Raw genomic sequence first — 16,110 nt, forward strand, 5'->3', positions numbered from 1 at the left:
CGTACCCCGCAGAGTTACTGAATTCCTGCCTCGGTGCACTTCTCGGCGAAGTCACCTGTGCACAGGTCCTCCTTCGTGACGTAACCGTCGGCCACCACGTCCTTGACGTTGTCGAAGTAGATGGCCTGCGGCTCCATCAGCTCGGCGGGCACGTCGCGGCCGGTCTCGGGGTCCTTGACGCTGCTGCTCGCGGCCGGCTTCTCGCCCTTGGCCAGCGCGACCGCGAGAGCCGCGGCGGCGTCGGCCTCCTTCTTGACGGCCTTGTAGACGGTCATGCACTGGTCGCCCGCCAGGATGTTCTGCAACCCCTGGACGGTGGCGTCCTGGCCGGTGACCGGGACCTTGCCGTTGAGGTTGTTCTTCTTCAGCACGGTGATGGCGGCGTTGCCGAGACCGTCGTTGGCGGCCAGCACGCCGGCGATCTTCGGCTGCTGGGTCAGCATCTGCTCGAAGATCGTGCCGGCCTGGGTGTTGTCCCATTCGGGCACGGCCTGGTCGGGGCCCTTGACATACTCGCCCGCGTCGAACTTGGGCTTCAGCACGCCGTCGTAGCCGTTCTTGAACAGGGTGGCGTTGTTGTCCGTCGGCGACCCGTTCAGGTAGGCCACGATCGGCTTGTCGGCCTTCTTGTCGGTCAGGCACTTGCTCAGCCCCTCGCCCTGGAGGGTGCCGACCTTGGTGTTGTCGAAGCTGACGTAGTACTCGGCGCCGCCGCCGAGCGTGAGCCGGTCGTAGTCGATCGTGGCCACGCCCTGCGACCTGGCCTTGTCGATCACCGTCTTGCCGGTGCCGCTGTCCAGGTTCACGATCATCAGGACTGTCGCGCCGTTGGTGATCATCTGGTCGGCGATGGTCTGGAACGCCGTCTTGTCGTTCTGGGCGTTCTGGATGTCGTACTGGACGCCGGCGGCGTCGAACGCCTCTTGGAGGTACTTGCGGTCCGCCGTCTCCCACCGGGCGGAGGACTTGCTGTCCGGCAGGATGACGCCGACCTTGCCCACCTTGGCCGGGGCGGCCGAGCCGGAGGCGGTCGAGGTCGAGGTCGTGGTCTGACCGCTGTCGCCCCCGCAGGCGGTGAGACCGAGGGCGAGCGCGGCTGCCGCGGCGGTCATGCTGAGGATCCCCTTGCGCATGGTGCAGGGTCCTTTCTTCCGGAGGGGCCCGGATGAATGTTGTTTGCGGCAACGTATTTCGGGATGGAGCACTTTGGAAGGGGGTGGCGGGGGCTAGTTTGTTGTTTCCGGTAACAATCCAGAAACGTCGGCTCAACGCTCCCGACTCTTCCTGTCTGAGCGTGTGAGCGGTAGATGGCCAGTGTGAGCAGTAGTTGGCCACCCTGAGAGCGGTAGTTGGTCACCCGCTGTGCCGAGCCACGACAGTTGGCACCTGGCCAGGCCGGTTGGCACCGTCCTCGGTCATCCATGCCAAGATTCGAGGGGTGGAGATGACCGACATCACGCGCGCGATCGCGGCTGCGACTTCGGTCGCCGCATCGCTCAACCTGCCGACCAACGACGCAATCGTTCTCCACAACTCGAACAGGCTGGCGCTGCGGCTGACGCCGTGCGATGTCCTTGCCCGGGTCGCCCCCGTGCGACATGAGGCTGCACAGTTTGAAGTCGAGCTCGCTCAACGGCTCGCCCAGGTCGGATGCCCGACGGGCCTCTTGGACCCTCGGGCGGACCCACTTGTGTACACGCGCGATGGCTTCAGAGTGACGCTGTGGACCTACTACGAACCCGTGACACCTCACACCTCACCAGTCGACTACGCCAAGGCGCTGGAGCAACTGCACGACGGCATGCGCAAGGTTGACGTGCCGAGCCCGCGGTTCACGGATCGAATCGCGGAGGCGGAAGACGTCGTTGCCAACCCGCATCTCTCGCCAGAGCTGGCCGACGCGGACCGCACGTTCCTCAGCAGCAGACTGGGAAGCCTGCGACGGGCGATCGAGGACCGCGGCGCCGTAGAGCAGCTGCTGCACGGCGAGCCGCATCCAGGCAATGTGCTCGGCACGAAGGACGGCCCGCTGTTCATCGACCTTGAGACATGCTGCCGTGGACCCGTCGAGTTCGATCTCGCCCATGTCCCCGAGGCGGTCTGCGAGCACTATCCGAACGTTGACCAAGGACTGCTGGACGAGTGCCGGCAGCTCGTTCTCGCGATGGTCGCAGCCTGGCGCTGGGAACCTGGCGACCAGCTTCCGAACGGGCGGCGATTCGGAGAGGAATTCTTGCGCTCGCTGCGCAAGGGTCCTCCTTGGCCGACACTCGACACGGTCACCAGGCGACTGGATGGTCCGTAGAAATCACCGAAGGTCACGTGAAAGCGGCAAGGAACCAAGCGACGATACTGTCGCCGTTGCAACCCCATGCGCGCCACCTATAGCTGGGGGTCGCAGTGACTGGGCGATGGCCTCGCTCATCGTGGCCACCTATCGCTCCCAACGGCCATCTGTCGTTCACAGCCTCACTGTCGCGGCTGTCGTGCGGGTGCTTCATCACCCTCCGAGGTCATTAGCCGTCCGCGCTAGGATTGAGCCGCATGACGATCTTCGGTACGCCGATCGACGTGCGCCCGCTCTTCCCTGTCGAGCGGCGTGCCCTGCTCGCACTGCTGCGCGACCTGAGCCCGCAAGACTGGGCCAAGCCGACGGTCTGCCCGGGATGGGACGTCCACGACGTCGTCGGCCATGTCCTCAATGACTACCTGCGGCGCATCTCGGGAGGCCGTGACGGGCATGCGGGCGCGCGCTTCGCCGAGGGCGAGACGCTGCCCGGCTACCTGACACGGGTCAACGGCGAGTTCGTCCAGGCGACCCGCCAGATCAGCCCTGAGCTGCTCATCGAGCTGCTTGAGCACTTGGGGCATCGGCTCGACGCCCTCTGGGCCTCCCGTGAGCTGGAGGCGCCCGCCGACCTGAACGTGTCGTGGGCCGCCACCGACGTCGCCAGCCCCGCCTGGCTGGACATCGGGCGCGAATACACCGAGTTCTGGGTGCACCAGCAGCAGGTCCGCGACGCCGTCGCCCGGCCGGGGGCCACCGAGCCCGCGCTCCTGGCCCCGGTGCTGGACCTTTTCGCGCGTGCTCTCCCGCAGAGCCTGCGGGGGCACGACCGGCCTGAGGGGACGGTGGCCGAGTTGGAGGTGCTCGGGGCCGCGGGCGGACGGTGGAGCGCGGCCCGGCAGGAGGGCCGGTGGCACATGGCGGCACCGGGGCCCGAGCCGGAGGCCCGCGTCACGATGGACCAGGACACCTTCTGGCGGCTCGCCACCCGGGGCATCACCGTCGAACAGGCCCGCGACCGCTCCCGGACGAGCGGCGACCCCGAGCTCACCGCCGCCATGACAGCTCTCCTCGCGGTCGTCGCCTGACCGGCGCCGGGAACCTTCGCCGGGGAACCTTCGCCGACGTTTCCTGAACCCCGGCACGTGCGCGCCATCAGAGGTCAGACACAGGCACAGCCACAGTCGCGGTCATGGTCGGGGTCATGGTCGGGGTCATGGTCGGGGTCATGGTCGGGGTCACAGTCACGAGCCCGCGGTCACTGTCACGCCCGTTACCTGGACGCCTGGTTCGACGAGCTGGGCCTGGACCAGGTGGTGCTGGTCGGTCACGACTGGGGCGGGGCGCTGGCCTTCGACTGGGCCGCCCGCCATCCCGACCGCGTCCGGGGCGTCGCCTTCTTCGAGACGATCGTCCGCCCGATCTCCTGGAGCGAACTGGGCGAGGGGCCGCGCTCGCGCGCCGAGGCCATACGCGGGCCGCAGGGCGCGAGCCTGGTCCTCGACCAGGACTTCTTCGTACGGTCGGCATTCACCGGCGGCGTGCTCAACCCGCGGACGAACAGGAGCTGCGGGCCTACCTGGAGCCCTACCCCACTCCGGAAAGCCGCCGCCCCATCCTGGAGTGGGCCCGCTCGCTGCCCCTCGACGGCGAGCCCGCCGACGTCGCCGAACGCGTCGAGGAGTACGACCGGTGGCTGGCCGCCAGCACCGAGGCGCCCAAGCTCCTGCTCACCTTCGACTCCTCCCCGACCCTCCTCATCAACGACCGGATGATCGAGTGGTGCACCGCCGACATCGCCACCCTGGAGACGGAGCACTGCGGCCCGTCCGGCCACCACGCCCCGAGGACCAGCCCCAGGCCATCGCCAAAGCGATCACCGCCTGGGCCGCCCGCCACGATCTGTGACCGCCTCCCCAGCGTGAGCGCCGCTCATGCACCAGCCCGCCCATGGGGTGGAACGGCCCACCCCACGGGCGGAACAACGAGCCTCCCGTCAGGGTCCACCTCATCGGGCGGAGCTCAGGGTCCACCTCGTCGGGCGGAGCGGAAGAGGCCGGACCCCGGGTCAGGATCCCCAGAGCTGCGTGACGACGTTCTGCGCGATCAGTCCCACGGCCGAGGCCGCCGCCACGACCAGGACCGCCACCCGTACCCTGCCCCCGTCGAGATGACGCCGCAGCGGCCCCGACACCAGGAACCCCAGCACCATGGGCACGATCAGCACACCCCCGGTGAGCAGCGCCTGGGCGGGCAGTTCGTCCACGAACGCGAGGATGGCCAGCGACTGCGCGGCGCTCAGGAAGAAGAACATCGCCAGCGTGGCCCTGATCTGCGGGCCCTTGGCGTCCTGGTAGACGAGCGCGATGGGCGGGCCGCCGATGCCGGTGGCGGTGCCGGTGACACCTGACACGAAGCCCGCCGAAGTGATCGTGTAGCTGTTGCGCGGCACGCTCAGCGCCCTGGCGGTCAGCGCCACGGCCACCAGCACCATGACCGCCACCAGGATGCCTCGGGTGTATACGGAAACGTAGACAATAATGACTGCGCCTAAGGCACTACCGGGCAACCTGCCGAGGATCGCGAACCCCACCCCGCGCCAGTCCACCTTCCGCCATTCGACGGCCAGCGTGAACAACGGAAGGGTCAGGTTGACGACCTGGATGGCGCCGGGCATGAGGTCGGGCGCCAGCAGGGTGAGCATGGGGGCCGCGACCAGGCCGAGCCCGAAACCCACGGCCCCCTGGACGATCGACCCCACCAAAACCGCCAAACCACCTATAAGAACCACCAACACCGCATTAGTCATGCACGAGAGTCAATCATCTTTACTCTCTGTTGCCGCAATATCTGCGAGAGTGACCGCCGCACGGTAGAGTCGTCGACGACGCGGACGTAGCCTCTGGAGTATGAACATGAAGTCAAAAGCGGCGACAACGATACGCGTCAGCGTCACCACCCGAGACCGCCTAGCCCGCATCGCACGACAGGAGGGCCGAAACATGACCGAGGTACTCAACGACGCCATCACCAATTACGAGCAGAAGCAGTTCTGGGAGACCGTCAACGAGCAGATCGAGCGGACCCAGCGCGAAGACCCGCAAGCTTGGGCCGACTATCTCGCCGAGCGCGAGCTCGTGCTGGGCCCTCGCCCCCGCGCCCGCCAGGTCGCGCCCGAATGGGAGGGCCTGATCGTATTTCCCGAGGAGAGACAGTGAAGCTAGCGCAAGGTGACATCTGGTTCACCCGGTTCGGCCGACCGACTGGTCGTGAGCAGGGTTTCGACCGCCCGGCTCTGATCGTCAGCAACGACAATCTCAACCAGTCACGCCTTGATCTCGTCCTGGCCGTGCCGCTGACCACGCGCGATCGCGGATACGTCACCCACATCCGCCTCGGGCGCGACAGCACCGGCCTGGCCAAGACGAGTTGGGCGATGGTGGAGCAGGTCAGGGCCATCTCCCCCGACCGGTTCGACTTCTTCGTCGGCAGCGTGCCGGAGGAGGTGGTGGCAGAAGCAGTCACCGTGCTGAAGCGGATGATCTGAGCGCCGCCCGGCGAAATAAGAGTTCGCCGGGTGGCTCTCCTCATCCTGCCACAGTCGGGTGCCTCCAGGCTGCCCAGCGTGCCACTCTCGCCCCTCAACCTCACCCTTACCACGCTGGCCACCCGCCTCTCTCCTCACGCCACCGCCCAGTCGGTGGCCCGGGCTGGTAGCACGCCGGAGGGGCCGATCAGTTCGGGTGGGATCCCGCAGAACCAGAGGCACCCTCGGACGGTCGTGAAATGTCTGGATCGGCCCACCGCCTGAAGACCTCTGGTCGGTCCCCATCGCAAAGGTGACCTGGGAACCCGCCGTCACCGCATGACAAGAGCCGCCCCGCGGGGGGTGTCCCGCAGGGCGGCTCTCATGGGTGTCGGGTGGTTCCCCCGATTTGGGCGCGTGAGGATCGCGCCCAACCCCCGGCCCTACGGCCAAGGGTTCCCCGGCCCCCGTCTCGGCTCTTGACCGGGCGGGAGCGCGGGAAGCTCTGACTCGCTAATCAAGCCTCACAAAGCGAGCCTCACCTGGCGGGCCTCACTTGGCGAGCAGGGAGCGGAGCACGTACTGCATGATGCCCCCGTGCCGGTAGTAGTCGGCCTCGCCCGGCGTGTCGATGCGGACCACCGCGTCGAACTCGACCCCGTCACCGGACGAGGACGGCGCCGTGGCCTTCACGCGCACCGTGCGCGGGATGCCGCCGCTGTTGAGCTCTTCGACGCCCGTGATGTCGAACGTCTCCTCGCCCGTCAGCCCCAGCGACTCCGCCGTGGCGCCCTCGGGGAACTGCAGCGGCAGCACGCCCATGCCGATCAGGTTGGAGCGGTGGATGCGCTCGTACGACTCGGCGATGACCGCGCGCACGCCCAGCAGCGCCGTGCCCTTGGCCGCCCAGTCGCGCGAGGAGCCCGAGCCGTATTCCTTGCCGGACAGCACCACGAGGGGCGTACCGGCGGCGGCGTAGTTGACCGAGGCGTCGTAGATGAACGACACCGGACCGTCGGGCTGGGTGAAGTCGCGGGTGTAGCCGCCCTCGGTGCCCGGCGCGATCTGGTTGCGCAGGCGGATGTTGGCGAACGTGCCCCGGATCATCACCTCGTGGTTGCCGCGCCGGGAGCCGTAGGAGTTGAAGTCTTTCACCTCGACGCCGTTGGCCTGCAGGTATTGCGCGGCCGGGGTGCCGGTCTTGATGGAGCCGGCCGGCGAGATGTGGTCGGTGGTGACCGAGTCGCCGACCTTGACCAGCACGCGGGCCCCGGTGATGTCGGTGACCGGCTCGGGCTTGGACGGCATGCCGTCGAAGTAGGGAGCCTTGCGCACGTAGGTCGAGGACGGGTCCCACTCGAACGTGTCGCCGGTCGGGATCGGCAGCGAGCGCCAGTGGTCGTCGCCCTTGAACACGTCGGCGTAGTCGCGCTCGAACATGTCGCGGCCGATCGAGGAGTTGACCACCGCCGAGATCTCCTCGGGCGACGGCCAGATGTCGCGCAGGTAGACCGGCTCGCCGTCGGCGCCCACGCCGAGCGGCTCGGTGTCGAGGTCGAGGTCCAAGGTCCCGGCCAGCGCGTAGGCCACCACGAGCGGCGGCGAGGCCAGGTAGTTCATCTTGACGTCGGGGTTGATGCGGCCCTCGAAGTTGCGGTTGCCGGACAGCACGGCGGTGACGGCCAGGTCGTTGGCCTGGATGGCGTCGGAGATCTCCGGCAGCAGCGGGCCCGAGTTGCCGATGCAGGTGGTGCAGCCGTAGCCGACGAGGTTGAAGCCGATCTTGTCGAGGTAGGGCTGGAGGCCGGAGCGCTCGAAGTAGCCGGTGACCACCTGCGAGCCGGGGGCCAGCGAGGTCTTGACCCACGGCTTGCGGGTCAAGCCCTTCTCGACGGCGTTGCGGGCCAGCAGGGCCGCGCCGAGCATGACGTACGGGTTGGAGGTGTTGGTGCACGAGGTGATCGCGGCGATGGAGACGATGCCGTGGTCGATCTCGAACGAGGTGCCGTCGGCCAGCGTGACGGGCACCGGCTTGTGCGGCCGGGCGCCGTTGGCGCGGGCGTTGGAGGCGGGCGCGTCGGAGGCGGGGAAGGTCTCCTCGACGGCCTCGTCGACGCTGTCGGTCACGTAGTTCTGCACGTCGTGGCGCCAGGTGGTCTTGGCGGCCGACAGGGCGATGCGGTCCTGCGGGCGCTTGGGGCCGGCGATCGACGGGACGACGGTGGCCAGGTCGAGCTCGATGTATTCGGAGAACACCGGCTCGGGCGCGGCCGGGTCGAGCCACAGGCCCTGGGCCTTGGCGTACGCCTCGACGAGGGCGATCTGCTCCTCGGAGCGGCCGGTCAGGCGCAGGTAGCCGATGGTCTGGCCGTCGATGGGGAAGATCGCGCAGGTGGAGCCGAACTCGGGGCTCATGTTGCCGATCGTGGCCCGGTCGGCCAGCGGCACGGACGTGACGCCCTCGCCGTAGAACTCCACGAACTTGCCGACCACGCCGTGCTTGCGCAGGATCTCGGTGATGGTCAGCACCAGGTCGGTGGCGGTGGCACCGGCGGGCAGCTTGCCGCTGAGCTTGAAGCCGACCACGCGCGGGATGAGCATGGAGATCGGCTGGCCGAGCATCGCGGCCTCGGCCTCGATGCCGCCGACGCCCCAGCCCAGCACGCCGATGCCGTTCTCCATCGTGGTGTGGGAGTCGGTGCCGACGCAGGTGTCGGGGTAGGCCTTCCCGTCGCGCGTCATCACCACGCGGGCCAGGTGCTCGATGTTGACCTGGTGGACGATGCCGGTGCCGGGGGGCACGACCTTGAACTCGTCGAAGGCCGTCTGGCCCCAGCGCAGGAACTGGTAGCGCTCGCGGTTGCGCTCGTACTCGCGCTCGACGTTGCGCTGGAAGGCGTCGGGGTGGCCGAAGTAGTCGACGATGACCGAGTGGTCGATGACCATCTCGGCGGGCGCGAGCGGGTTGATGCGGGAGGCGTCGCCGCCGAGGTCGCGTACGGCCTCGCGCATCGTGGCCAGGTCGACGACGCAGGGCACGCCGGTGAAGTCCTGCATGATGACGCGGGCGGGGGTGAACTGGATCTCCACGCTCGGCGTCGCGGCCGGGTCCCAGCCGCCCAGCGCCCGGATGTGGTCGGCGGTGATGTTCGCGCCGTCCTCGGTGCGGAGGAGGTTTTCCAGCAGGATTTTCAGGCTGTACGGGAGACGTGCGGCGCCCTCGACGGCATCCAGCCGGAAGATCTCATATGACGCGTCGCCGACGCGTAGCGTGTCACGGCTGCCGAAGCTGTTCGCGGACACGGTGATTCGCCTCCTCCATAGACAGGTGTTCAGACAGAATCCTGCCGCATCGCGCGACTGGGGAGCACGTAAGGCAACCCTAACTCGCAGGCCGCGGCGGATGTCTCGACGTCAAGATATCTCTAGGATATCTCGACATCAAGTTAAACCGGCGCCAGCCGCCAGAACAGCAGCCCGACGATCGCCACCGACAGCGCCGGGGCCAGGATCTTCTGCTCGAACTTCCTGCCCGTCTTGATGCCGATCTTCCACGGCAGCACGAACTTGGCCCTCAGCGGCCACAACACCGGGCAGCCCCGCTCGGTCATGCAGTCGCCGACGACATGGATGAAGCAGCCGATCGCCACCGCGAGCCCCAGCCAGGCGTAGCCCACGCCGAGGGAGAGGAAGACGGCGTAGAGTCCGGCGGTGAGACCCACGTTGATCAGCGCGGATCCGATCTTGTTGCCCGGGATGCCGACGCCGATGGCGCGCAGGGCGAGCCCGATGAGCAGCACCACCATGACGTCGCGCCCGATCGGATAGGTGTCGGCCAGCCAGTGCGCACCTAACCCGAGCGCCACGGCGAACACCAACGAGTGCGTCGCGCCGCGGTGCCCGCCGGCAAGCCAGGAGACGGCCTTGCTGAGCGCCCACGTGATCGGCCCGAACGTCTGCGCGATCGTCGCGCTGGGGTGGTCGAGGTCGGGCAGCATGGCGGCGCCCGCGCAGAGGATCGCGCCGGCGATCAGCTCCGCGGGGGTGAGCGCATTGGCCATGATCCCGGTGTCGATGTAGCGGGAGGACTCGTTCAGCAGCGGGAGGGCGGCGAGGGGAGGCGCCAGCCCCAGCCAGGCGATGGCCCCCGTCATCGCGTGCGTGTGCCCCATCATGATCGGGACTGTACGGCAAAGAAGTTCTTTACGCGCCGAGGCGTGCCGGAGCCTTCCCCGGGAAGTGCCCGCAAACGCAGACGAGGCCGCCTCCGCGGCGACAGCACCCCCCAGCCCTGCCGACGCGGAACGACCTCGTCCGACGTGAATAACGACGCCCTCCCCGATCCTGTTCCCGGATTCCGCAACTTTTTCGTGATCTGGCTCACTCCTCCGCGGGGCTTGCTGACGACATACTATCGATATATCGTTGACGCATCGAGAATAGATCACGATATAGGGGGAAAGATGACTCACAACATGGCGGCGAGCGGCCCCTGGCCCGGCGCACACGACTACAAGCGGGCGGCCCGCGAGGCGTTCCACGCGATGGCCGACGCCTTCGAGCAGATCGGCGGCCACCGGGGCGGTCGCAGGGGCGGCCCAGAAGAGCACCGCCGGCGCGGCGGGAGGGGCGGGCCCGGCCCGTTCCCGTTCGACTTCGGGCGCGGCGGCCCCTGGGGCGGCCCGGGCGGGCCGTGGGGCGGCCACCGAGGCTGGGGCGGCCGGGGCCGCAAGGCCAAGCGGGGCGACGTACGCGCCGCGATCCTGGCCCTGCTCGCCGAGGAGCCGCGCAACGGCTACCAGGTCATCCAGGAGATCGCCGAGCGCAGCGAGGGCGGCTGGAAGCCCAGCCCCGGCGCCGTCTACCCGGCGTTGCAGCAGCTCACCGACGAGGGCCTGGTGATCCCGGAGGAGAACGAGGGTCGCAAGACCTTCCGCCTCACCGATGAGGGCCGCAACTACATCGAGGCGCACGCCGATGAAGTCCGCGCCCCGTGGGACGAGATGCGCCCAGACATCGACGACAACACCGCTGATCTTTGGCATATCGCCCGGCAGTCGGCATTCGCCATGATGCAGGTTCTTCAGACCGGAAACGACGCACAAATCCGCGAAGCGCGTAAGACTCTGGTTGAGACCCGGCGCAAGCTCTACCAGATCCTGGCCGACGGCGACCCGGGCGAGGAGTGATACCCGACGTTCGGGGAGAGCGAGGAATCCAGGCGTGGACCGCAACGAACTCCGCAGCGAACTCCGCATCGGCGATGCCGAGCGCGAGCAGACGATGGCCGACCTGCGCGAGCACTTCGCGCAGGGCCGCCTGACCCACGAGGAGCTCGACGAGCGACTCGACCAGACACTGGCCGCCAAGACGGTCCGTGACCTCGCGCAGGTGACGGCCGACCTCCCGGGGCAGCGGCCCGCCTACCAGGAGCCCGTCTCCCCCTACGGGGCGGGCGACTGGCGGGCGACCGTGCACGCCCACATGCACGCCCAGCAGCACCAGATACAGGCCATGCGGGACGCGCAGCGGGAGATGCACCGCGCCGCGTGGGCCGCCCGGCGCGGGCAGATGCGGCACCGGCACCGGGGGCCGCACCCGTTCCTGCCGATGTTGTTCGTGCTCATGATGCTGGGGCTGATCATCGGCGGTTTCGGGATCTTCAAGGTGCTGTTCGTGGTGTGGCTGGGGGCCATGCTGTTCAGCCTCGCGCACCGGCGTTTCCACTACCGCGGCTGACGGCCCGCCCAGATCGTTTTGGGCCTTGACCGGGTCAGGGGCGCCACTGATGATCTGGGGCGGGTCTTCAGAGCGAAGGGGAAAGCCGCATGACCGAGCAGGGCACTCCGGTCCGTCTCACGAATCCGTTCGTCGCCGTCGCCGTCGCCGACGCCGGCGGCCTCGTCCTGGACGTGCCGGAGTACCAGGCCGGTTTCGACCGTGACCACGCGGCCTGCGTCGAGCCGATGTGGAAGCTCGAACGCGCGCAGGACTTCTACGAGCCCGACGTGGCGAGCTGGCGGGCCATGATGGACGGCGACTGGGAGCGTTCCCTGGCCCTGATCGAGCGCGTGGCCGGGCCGCTGGCCGACTATTTCCTGCGCCGCCAGCCGGTCAGACGGGTGCGGGTGGTCGAGTTGCCGGTCACCGCGTACCTGCAGTGGGAGATGCACGTGCTCGCGCTGCGTGCGGCGGCGGGCTCCCCGTGCCGGGTGGTGCCGGGGGCCCGCGTGGCAGCCCTGGACCCCGTGCCCGAGCTGGTGATCTTCTCTCCCTCCCTGATGTACGAGGTGCTCTACGACGAGTACGGCGGGGGCCGGGGCGGTCGGCGGATCACCGACCCCGCGGTCGTCACCCCGTGCCTGCGAGCCGTCCAGGGATTGTTCGAGGAGGGCGAGGACGTGCGCGACTTCCACGCGCGGGAGATCGTGCCGCTGCCCCCGCCCGTGGTCACCGACGAGATGCGGGCCGCCGTGCCCCGCTACGGGCACCGCACCGAGGAGTTCAGGGTCTGACCGTACGGCGCGCCGTCTGGTCGTCCGTCACAGCCAGCCCATGCGCTGGGCCGTGCGGATGGCCTCCAGGCGGTTCTGGGCGCTCAGCTTGGTCATGGCGCTGGACAGGTAGTTGCGTACGGTGCCCTCGGTCAGGTGCAGCTCGGCGGCGATCCTGGAGATCGTGGCGCCGTCGCCCGCCAGGCGCAGGGCGTCGCGCTCGCGCTCGGTCAGCGGGCTGTCACCCGCGGCCATCGCGGCGGCGGCCAGCTCGGCGTCGAGGTAGCGCCCGCCCGACTGGACCTTGCGGATGGCCATCGCCAGCTCCTCGGCCGAGGCGTCCTTGCCGAGGAAGCCGCTGACGCCCGCCGCCATGGCCCGGCGCAGGTAGCCGGGACGGCCCAGGCTCGTCAGGATGACGATCTTGCACTGGGAGCTGATCTGCTCGGCCGCGCTGAGCCCGTCCATGCCGGGCATCTCGATGTCGAGCACGGCCACGTCGGGCCGGTGCGCGGCGACCGCCGCCACGACCTCGTCGCCCCGGCCGACCTGGGCGACGACCTCGATGCCCTCCTCAAGGTCGAGCAGGGCCGCGATGGCGCCGCGGATCAGGTGCTCGTCGTCGGCCAGCAGCACGCGGGTGGTCATGCCGGCACCGCCGCCCGCAGCAGGTAGCGACCGCCCTGGGCCGGTTGGGCCTCCAGGGTGCCGCCCACCGCGCGCACCCGCTGGGCCAGCCCGGCCAGGCCGTTGGGCGCGTGCTCGCCCACCGGGCCGCTCACCCCGTCGTTGGACATCTCCAGCACCCCATCCTCGATCGTGATCGTGCAGCGTTCGGCCTTGCTGTGCTTGAGGACGTTCGTCGCGCCCTCGCGTACGACGATGGCCAGCAGCGTGCGGGTCTCAGGAGCCAGCGCGCCGGTGTCGGCGTGCACGACGCAGCGTACGTCGGCGGCCTCCAGGACCGCGCGCACGCTGGCCAGCACCTCGTCGAGGTCGACGGCCCGGTAGTTCTGCACGACGGTGCGCACCTCGCGCAGCGACCGCCTGGCCAGGTCGCGCACCTCGAACATCTCGGCCGCCGCGGCCTCCCGGTCGCGCTCCAGCATCCGCTCGGCCTGCGCCGTCCTGGCCGCCACGTCGGTGAGGCTCTGCCCGAGCAGGTCGTTGAGGTCGCGGGCGAAGCGCAGCCGCTCTTCCGAGACGGCCAGCCTGGCCATCGCCTCCTGCCCGTCGTGGGCCTCCACGGTCAGGTGCCACAGCTTCAGGTTGGCCCACACCACGCCGACGCTGATCACCGTGAACCCGGTCTGGACCAGGACCATCAGCCAGACCATATAGCCGCCCAGCACCGTGATGTACAGGTTGAAGGCCACGATCGTGGCGGCCGACGCGGCGATGATCGTACGTCTGCGGACGAACGGGGTCAGCAGCCCCAGCCAGGTGGGCACCGACCACACCTGTCCGACCATGGCCAGCGCCAGCGCGATCACCCCGGTCACCGTCAGGACCGCCGTCGGCGGCCGGCCCCCGCGCACCGCGACCCGGAACGGCCGGAAGCTCAGCACGTTGAAGACCAGCAGCAGGACGACCCCGGCCGCGATGATCGGCCACGCCACGCCCGCCTGCAAGCGCAGGGAGAAGTCGTAGTAGCCGAAAAGGGGGAACACCAGCAGGGCGTCGGTGCAGTAGATGATCAGCCACTGGACCTTCGTCAGCCTCGGCGCGTTCCTGATCCGCTCGAACGCCCTCACCCCGGCACCACCGCCCGCAGCCGGAACTCCCCGCCCCCCGTGGGCCCGGCGGAGAACGAGCCACCCGCCGTGACCAGCCGCTCCGACAGGCCGCGCAGGCCGTTGCCGGGCGTCGCCGCCGTGCCGTCCACCCCGTCGTTGACCATCTCCAGCACCCCCGCGTCGATCGTGATCGCGCAGCGCGTGGCCGCGCTGTGCTTGAGGATGTTCGTGCCGCCCTCGCGCACCGCCCAGGCCAGCAACGTCCTGGCGGCCGGCGACAGGTCGCCGGTGCTGGCCTCGACCACGCAGTGCGCGCCCGCCGCCGCCAGCGCCGCGCGCACCCCTGCCAGCTCCTCGTCCAGGTCGAGGGCCTGGTAGCCGTGCACCGCCTGCTGCACCTCGGCCAGCGACTCCCCGGCCAGCTCGCGTACGGCGGACATCTCGGCCGCCGCCCGGCCCGCGTCCTTGGTCGCCAGCTTGGCGGCCAGCTCGCTCTTCAGCGTGATGACCGACAGGCTGTGCCCGAGCAGGTCGTGCAGGTCACGTGCGAAGCGCAGCCGCTCCTCCGCGACCGCGAGCCGGGCCCTGGCCTCCCTGCTCCTGTGTGCGTCTCTGATCACCCACCAGAGCCAGCGCCACAGCAGCATGGCCCCGACCACGACCGCGCTCATGGCCGCCTGGCCGAGCAGCACGCCCGGCCAGGAGTTGCCGGTCCTGTACACCACGTAGGCGCTCACCAGGAGGACCGTGCCCGCGCCCACCGCGAGCGTCGCCCGCGGCCTGAGGTGGAGGGCGGCCATCGACAGCCACAGCGCCGTGGAGTCCATCCACATGCTTCGCGTATCCATGCCGATGGGCGCGAACACGAGCAACGCCGCCGAGAGCATCCCGCCGAGCACCAGCCGCCAGCCCAGCCCCGAACCGCGGTCGAAGCCCGCGCGCAGCAGCAACGGGACGAGCCCGTAGAAGGCGATCGACAGGACGATGACGCCCGCCGCCCTGACGATCGAGATCCTGCCCGCCAGCGCCTCCCCGACCGTGAAGATCACCGACACGACGAGCAAGAGGCAGATCGTGGCGTCCATCCAGTAGATCAGCAGATTTCTCGCGGAATCGGAACGCGCCGCCATCACGCCCTCCCCGCCGACTCGACGCTCCCCCGTCAGCGGAATCCTATCTTCAGGCCGGAGTACGCCAAAGAATGTATGACACGTCCGGCTTCGGCATGACTCCGCGCAGTGACAGCCAGGCCAGCCCGTGGCGGTCGGCGTACGCGGTCAGCTTGCGGGCGTCCAGCTCGCTCAGGTCGCGCTCCCCCGCCAGCACCGGGGTCAGCGCGACGTGCCGCCACGCCTGCCCGGGGTCCTTCAGGTCATGGGCCCGCGCGAGCTGCTCGACGGCCGCCTGCACGGCGATCGCCACCTGCCCCAGCCGCCCGCCCTCGGTGCCGCGAGGCTCGATGGGGGCCAGCAGGTTGACGGTGGCGATCTCCGCGCCGGCCTCGCGGGTGAGGCGCAACATCGTGACGTCGCCGGGTGCCAGGCCGTCGCGCCGCAGCGGCAGCGTGACGCTGACCCGCAGGTCGCGCTCGTTCTGCAGGGCGCCGATCGCCCGCGCCCTGCGCAGCACGGTGGCGCGCTCGCCGCCGTCGCGGACCTCGAAGTCGACGGCGGGGGCGTCGAACGCGTCGGCCACCCGCCGGTAGGCGTCGGTCAGAGCGCCGGACCGGGTGCAGGTGGCGGCCAGTTCCTTGCCGCCGGAGCCGCCGAGTACGGGGACCACGTCACCGCCCGCCGCTCTGAGCCGCTCGATCCGCTCGGCCAGCGGGCGGGCGGATCGGACGTCCGCCGCGTCCCCGTCCGGCTCGGCCGTGTCGTTGTCCGGCTCGGCCGCGTCCCCGCCCAGCTCGGCCGCGTCCCTGCCCTTGAGGCCCGCCCACTTGGGCGCGCAGCCGTCGCCGTCCGCGACGAGGTGGCCGAGGGCGTAGCGGCGGATGCCGGTGCGGCGGGACTCGGCGGCCAGGTCGTGGCCGGGGTCGCGAGCGGTGTCCACGAACCCCACGAACGC

16 protein-coding genes and 1 pseudogene are annotated in these 16,110 nt (G+C 69.6%); 8 read left to right on the forward strand and 9 right to left on the reverse strand.

Going from position 1 to position 16,110, the window contains the following annotated elements; all coding sequences use genetic code 11:
- Window positions 1–14: 14 nt before the first annotated feature.
- A complete protein-coding gene (locus ABD844_RS30950) occupies window positions 15–1,133 on the reverse strand; it encodes a sugar ABC transporter substrate-binding protein (protein ID WP_344886058.1) in 1,119 nt (372 codons plus the stop codon).
- A 311-nt stretch (window positions 1,134–1,444) separates the two neighbouring features.
- Between ABD844_RS30950 and ABD844_RS30955 the strand changes: the two genes are divergently transcribed.
- From ABD844_RS30955 to ABD844_RS30965, 3 genes and pseudogenes are all read left to right on the forward strand, one after another.
- Window positions 1,445–2,305: a phosphotransferase gene (locus tag ABD844_RS30955; RefSeq protein WP_344886061.1), complete on the forward strand. Its 861-nt coding sequence runs from the start codon at window positions 1,445–1,447 to the stop codon at window positions 2,303–2,305.
- Window positions 2,306–2,544: 239 nt separating this feature from the next.
- Window positions 2,545–3,375, forward strand: a complete 831-nt coding sequence (locus ABD844_RS30960; protein WP_344886064.1) for a maleylpyruvate isomerase family mycothiol-dependent enzyme — start codon at window positions 2,545–2,547, stop codon at window positions 3,373–3,375.
- Between the two features lie 228 nt (window positions 3,376–3,603).
- Window positions 3,604–3,663 (forward strand): annotated as a pseudogene (locus ABD844_RS30965) (hypothetical protein); the annotation flags it as partial.
- 211 nt (window positions 3,664–3,874) lie between these two features.
- On the opposite strand, the gene ABD844_RS30970 reads toward ABD844_RS30965, so the two are convergent.
- Complete coding sequence (locus ABD844_RS30970) at window positions 3,875–4,021, reverse strand: hypothetical protein (RefSeq protein WP_344886110.1); 147 nt, start codon at window positions 4,019–4,021, stop codon at window positions 3,875–3,877.
- A gap of 334 nt (window positions 4,022–4,355) precedes the next feature.
- Window positions 4,356–5,060 carry a sulfite exporter TauE/SafE family protein gene (locus tag ABD844_RS30975; protein ID WP_344886067.1) on the reverse strand — a complete coding sequence of 235 codons (705 nt, stop codon included), beginning with the start codon at window positions 5,058–5,060 and terminating at the stop codon, window positions 4,356–4,358.
- A 229-nt stretch (window positions 5,061–5,289) separates the two neighbouring features.
- Here ABD844_RS30975 and ABD844_RS30980 point away from each other — a divergent pair, with 229 nt between their 5' ends.
- Entirely contained in the window at window positions 5,290–5,505 is a 216-nt protein-coding gene (locus ABD844_RS30980; protein WP_344886070.1) for a hypothetical protein, read from the forward strand.
- Entirely contained in the window at window positions 5,502–5,834 is a 333-nt protein-coding gene (locus ABD844_RS30985) for a type II toxin-antitoxin system PemK/MazF family toxin (protein WP_344886073.1), read from the forward strand. Before ABD844_RS30980 ends, ABD844_RS30985 begins: the two co-directional genes overlap by 4 nt.
- Window positions 5,835–6,365: 531 nt before the next feature.
- Here ABD844_RS30985 and acnA read toward each other — a convergent pair.
- Both acnA and ABD844_RS30995 read right to left on the reverse strand, forming a co-directional pair.
- Window positions 6,366–9,116 (reverse strand): aconitate hydratase AcnA, encoded by a 2,751-nt coding sequence (gene acnA / locus ABD844_RS30990; RefSeq protein ID WP_344886076.1) that lies wholly within the window; start codon window positions 9,114–9,116, stop codon window positions 6,366–6,368.
- A 143-nt stretch (window positions 9,117–9,259) separates the two neighbouring features.
- Entirely contained in the window at window positions 9,260–9,988 is a 729-nt protein-coding gene (locus ABD844_RS30995; RefSeq protein ID WP_344886079.1) for a metal-dependent hydrolase, read from the reverse strand.
- 288 nt (window positions 9,989–10,276) lie between these two features.
- Between ABD844_RS30995 and ABD844_RS31000 the strand changes: the two genes are divergently transcribed.
- From ABD844_RS31000 to ABD844_RS31010, 3 genes are all read left to right on the forward strand, one after another.
- Window positions 10,277–11,002 carry a PadR family transcriptional regulator gene (locus ABD844_RS31000; protein WP_344886082.1) on the forward strand — a complete coding sequence of 242 codons (726 nt, stop codon included), beginning with the start codon at window positions 10,277–10,279 and terminating at the stop codon, window positions 11,000–11,002.
- A gap of 34 nt (window positions 11,003–11,036) precedes the next feature.
- Entirely contained in the window at window positions 11,037–11,552 is a 516-nt protein-coding gene (locus ABD844_RS31005) for a DUF1707 domain-containing protein (protein ID WP_344886085.1), read from the forward strand.
- Between the two features lie 89 nt (window positions 11,553–11,641).
- Window positions 11,642–12,328: a DUF6879 family protein gene (locus ABD844_RS31010; protein WP_344886088.1), complete on the forward strand. Its 687-nt coding sequence runs from the start codon at window positions 11,642–11,644 to the stop codon at window positions 12,326–12,328.
- Between the two features lie 27 nt (window positions 12,329–12,355).
- Here ABD844_RS31010 and ABD844_RS31015 read toward each other — a convergent pair whose 3' ends face one another.
- The 4 genes from ABD844_RS31015 to ABD844_RS31030 all read right to left on the reverse strand — a co-directional run.
- Window positions 12,356–12,955, reverse strand: coding sequence for a response regulator transcription factor (locus tag ABD844_RS31015; protein WP_344886091.1), 600 nt, complete (start codon window positions 12,953–12,955; stop codon window positions 12,356–12,358).
- Entirely contained in the window at window positions 12,952–14,061 is a 1,110-nt protein-coding gene (locus ABD844_RS31020; protein ID WP_344886095.1) for a sensor histidine kinase, read from the reverse strand. Before ABD844_RS31020 ends, ABD844_RS31015 begins: the two co-directional genes overlap by 4 nt.
- Window positions 14,058–15,173 carry a sensor histidine kinase gene (locus ABD844_RS31025; RefSeq protein ID WP_344886098.1) on the reverse strand — a complete coding sequence of 372 codons (1,116 nt, stop codon included), beginning with the start codon at window positions 15,171–15,173 and terminating at the stop codon, window positions 14,058–14,060. Before ABD844_RS31025 ends, ABD844_RS31020 begins: the two co-directional genes overlap by 4 nt.
- A gap of 49 nt (window positions 15,174–15,222) precedes the next feature.
- The coding region (locus ABD844_RS31030; protein ID WP_344886101.1) for a glycoside hydrolase family 18 protein at window positions 15,223–16,110 on the reverse strand (888 nt) is incomplete at its 5' end.

It is taken from the genome of Nonomuraea antimicrobica (assembly GCF_039536965.1).
GTDB classification, from domain to species: domain Bacteria; phylum Actinomycetota; class Actinomycetes; order Streptosporangiales; family Streptosporangiaceae; genus Nonomuraea; species Nonomuraea antimicrobica.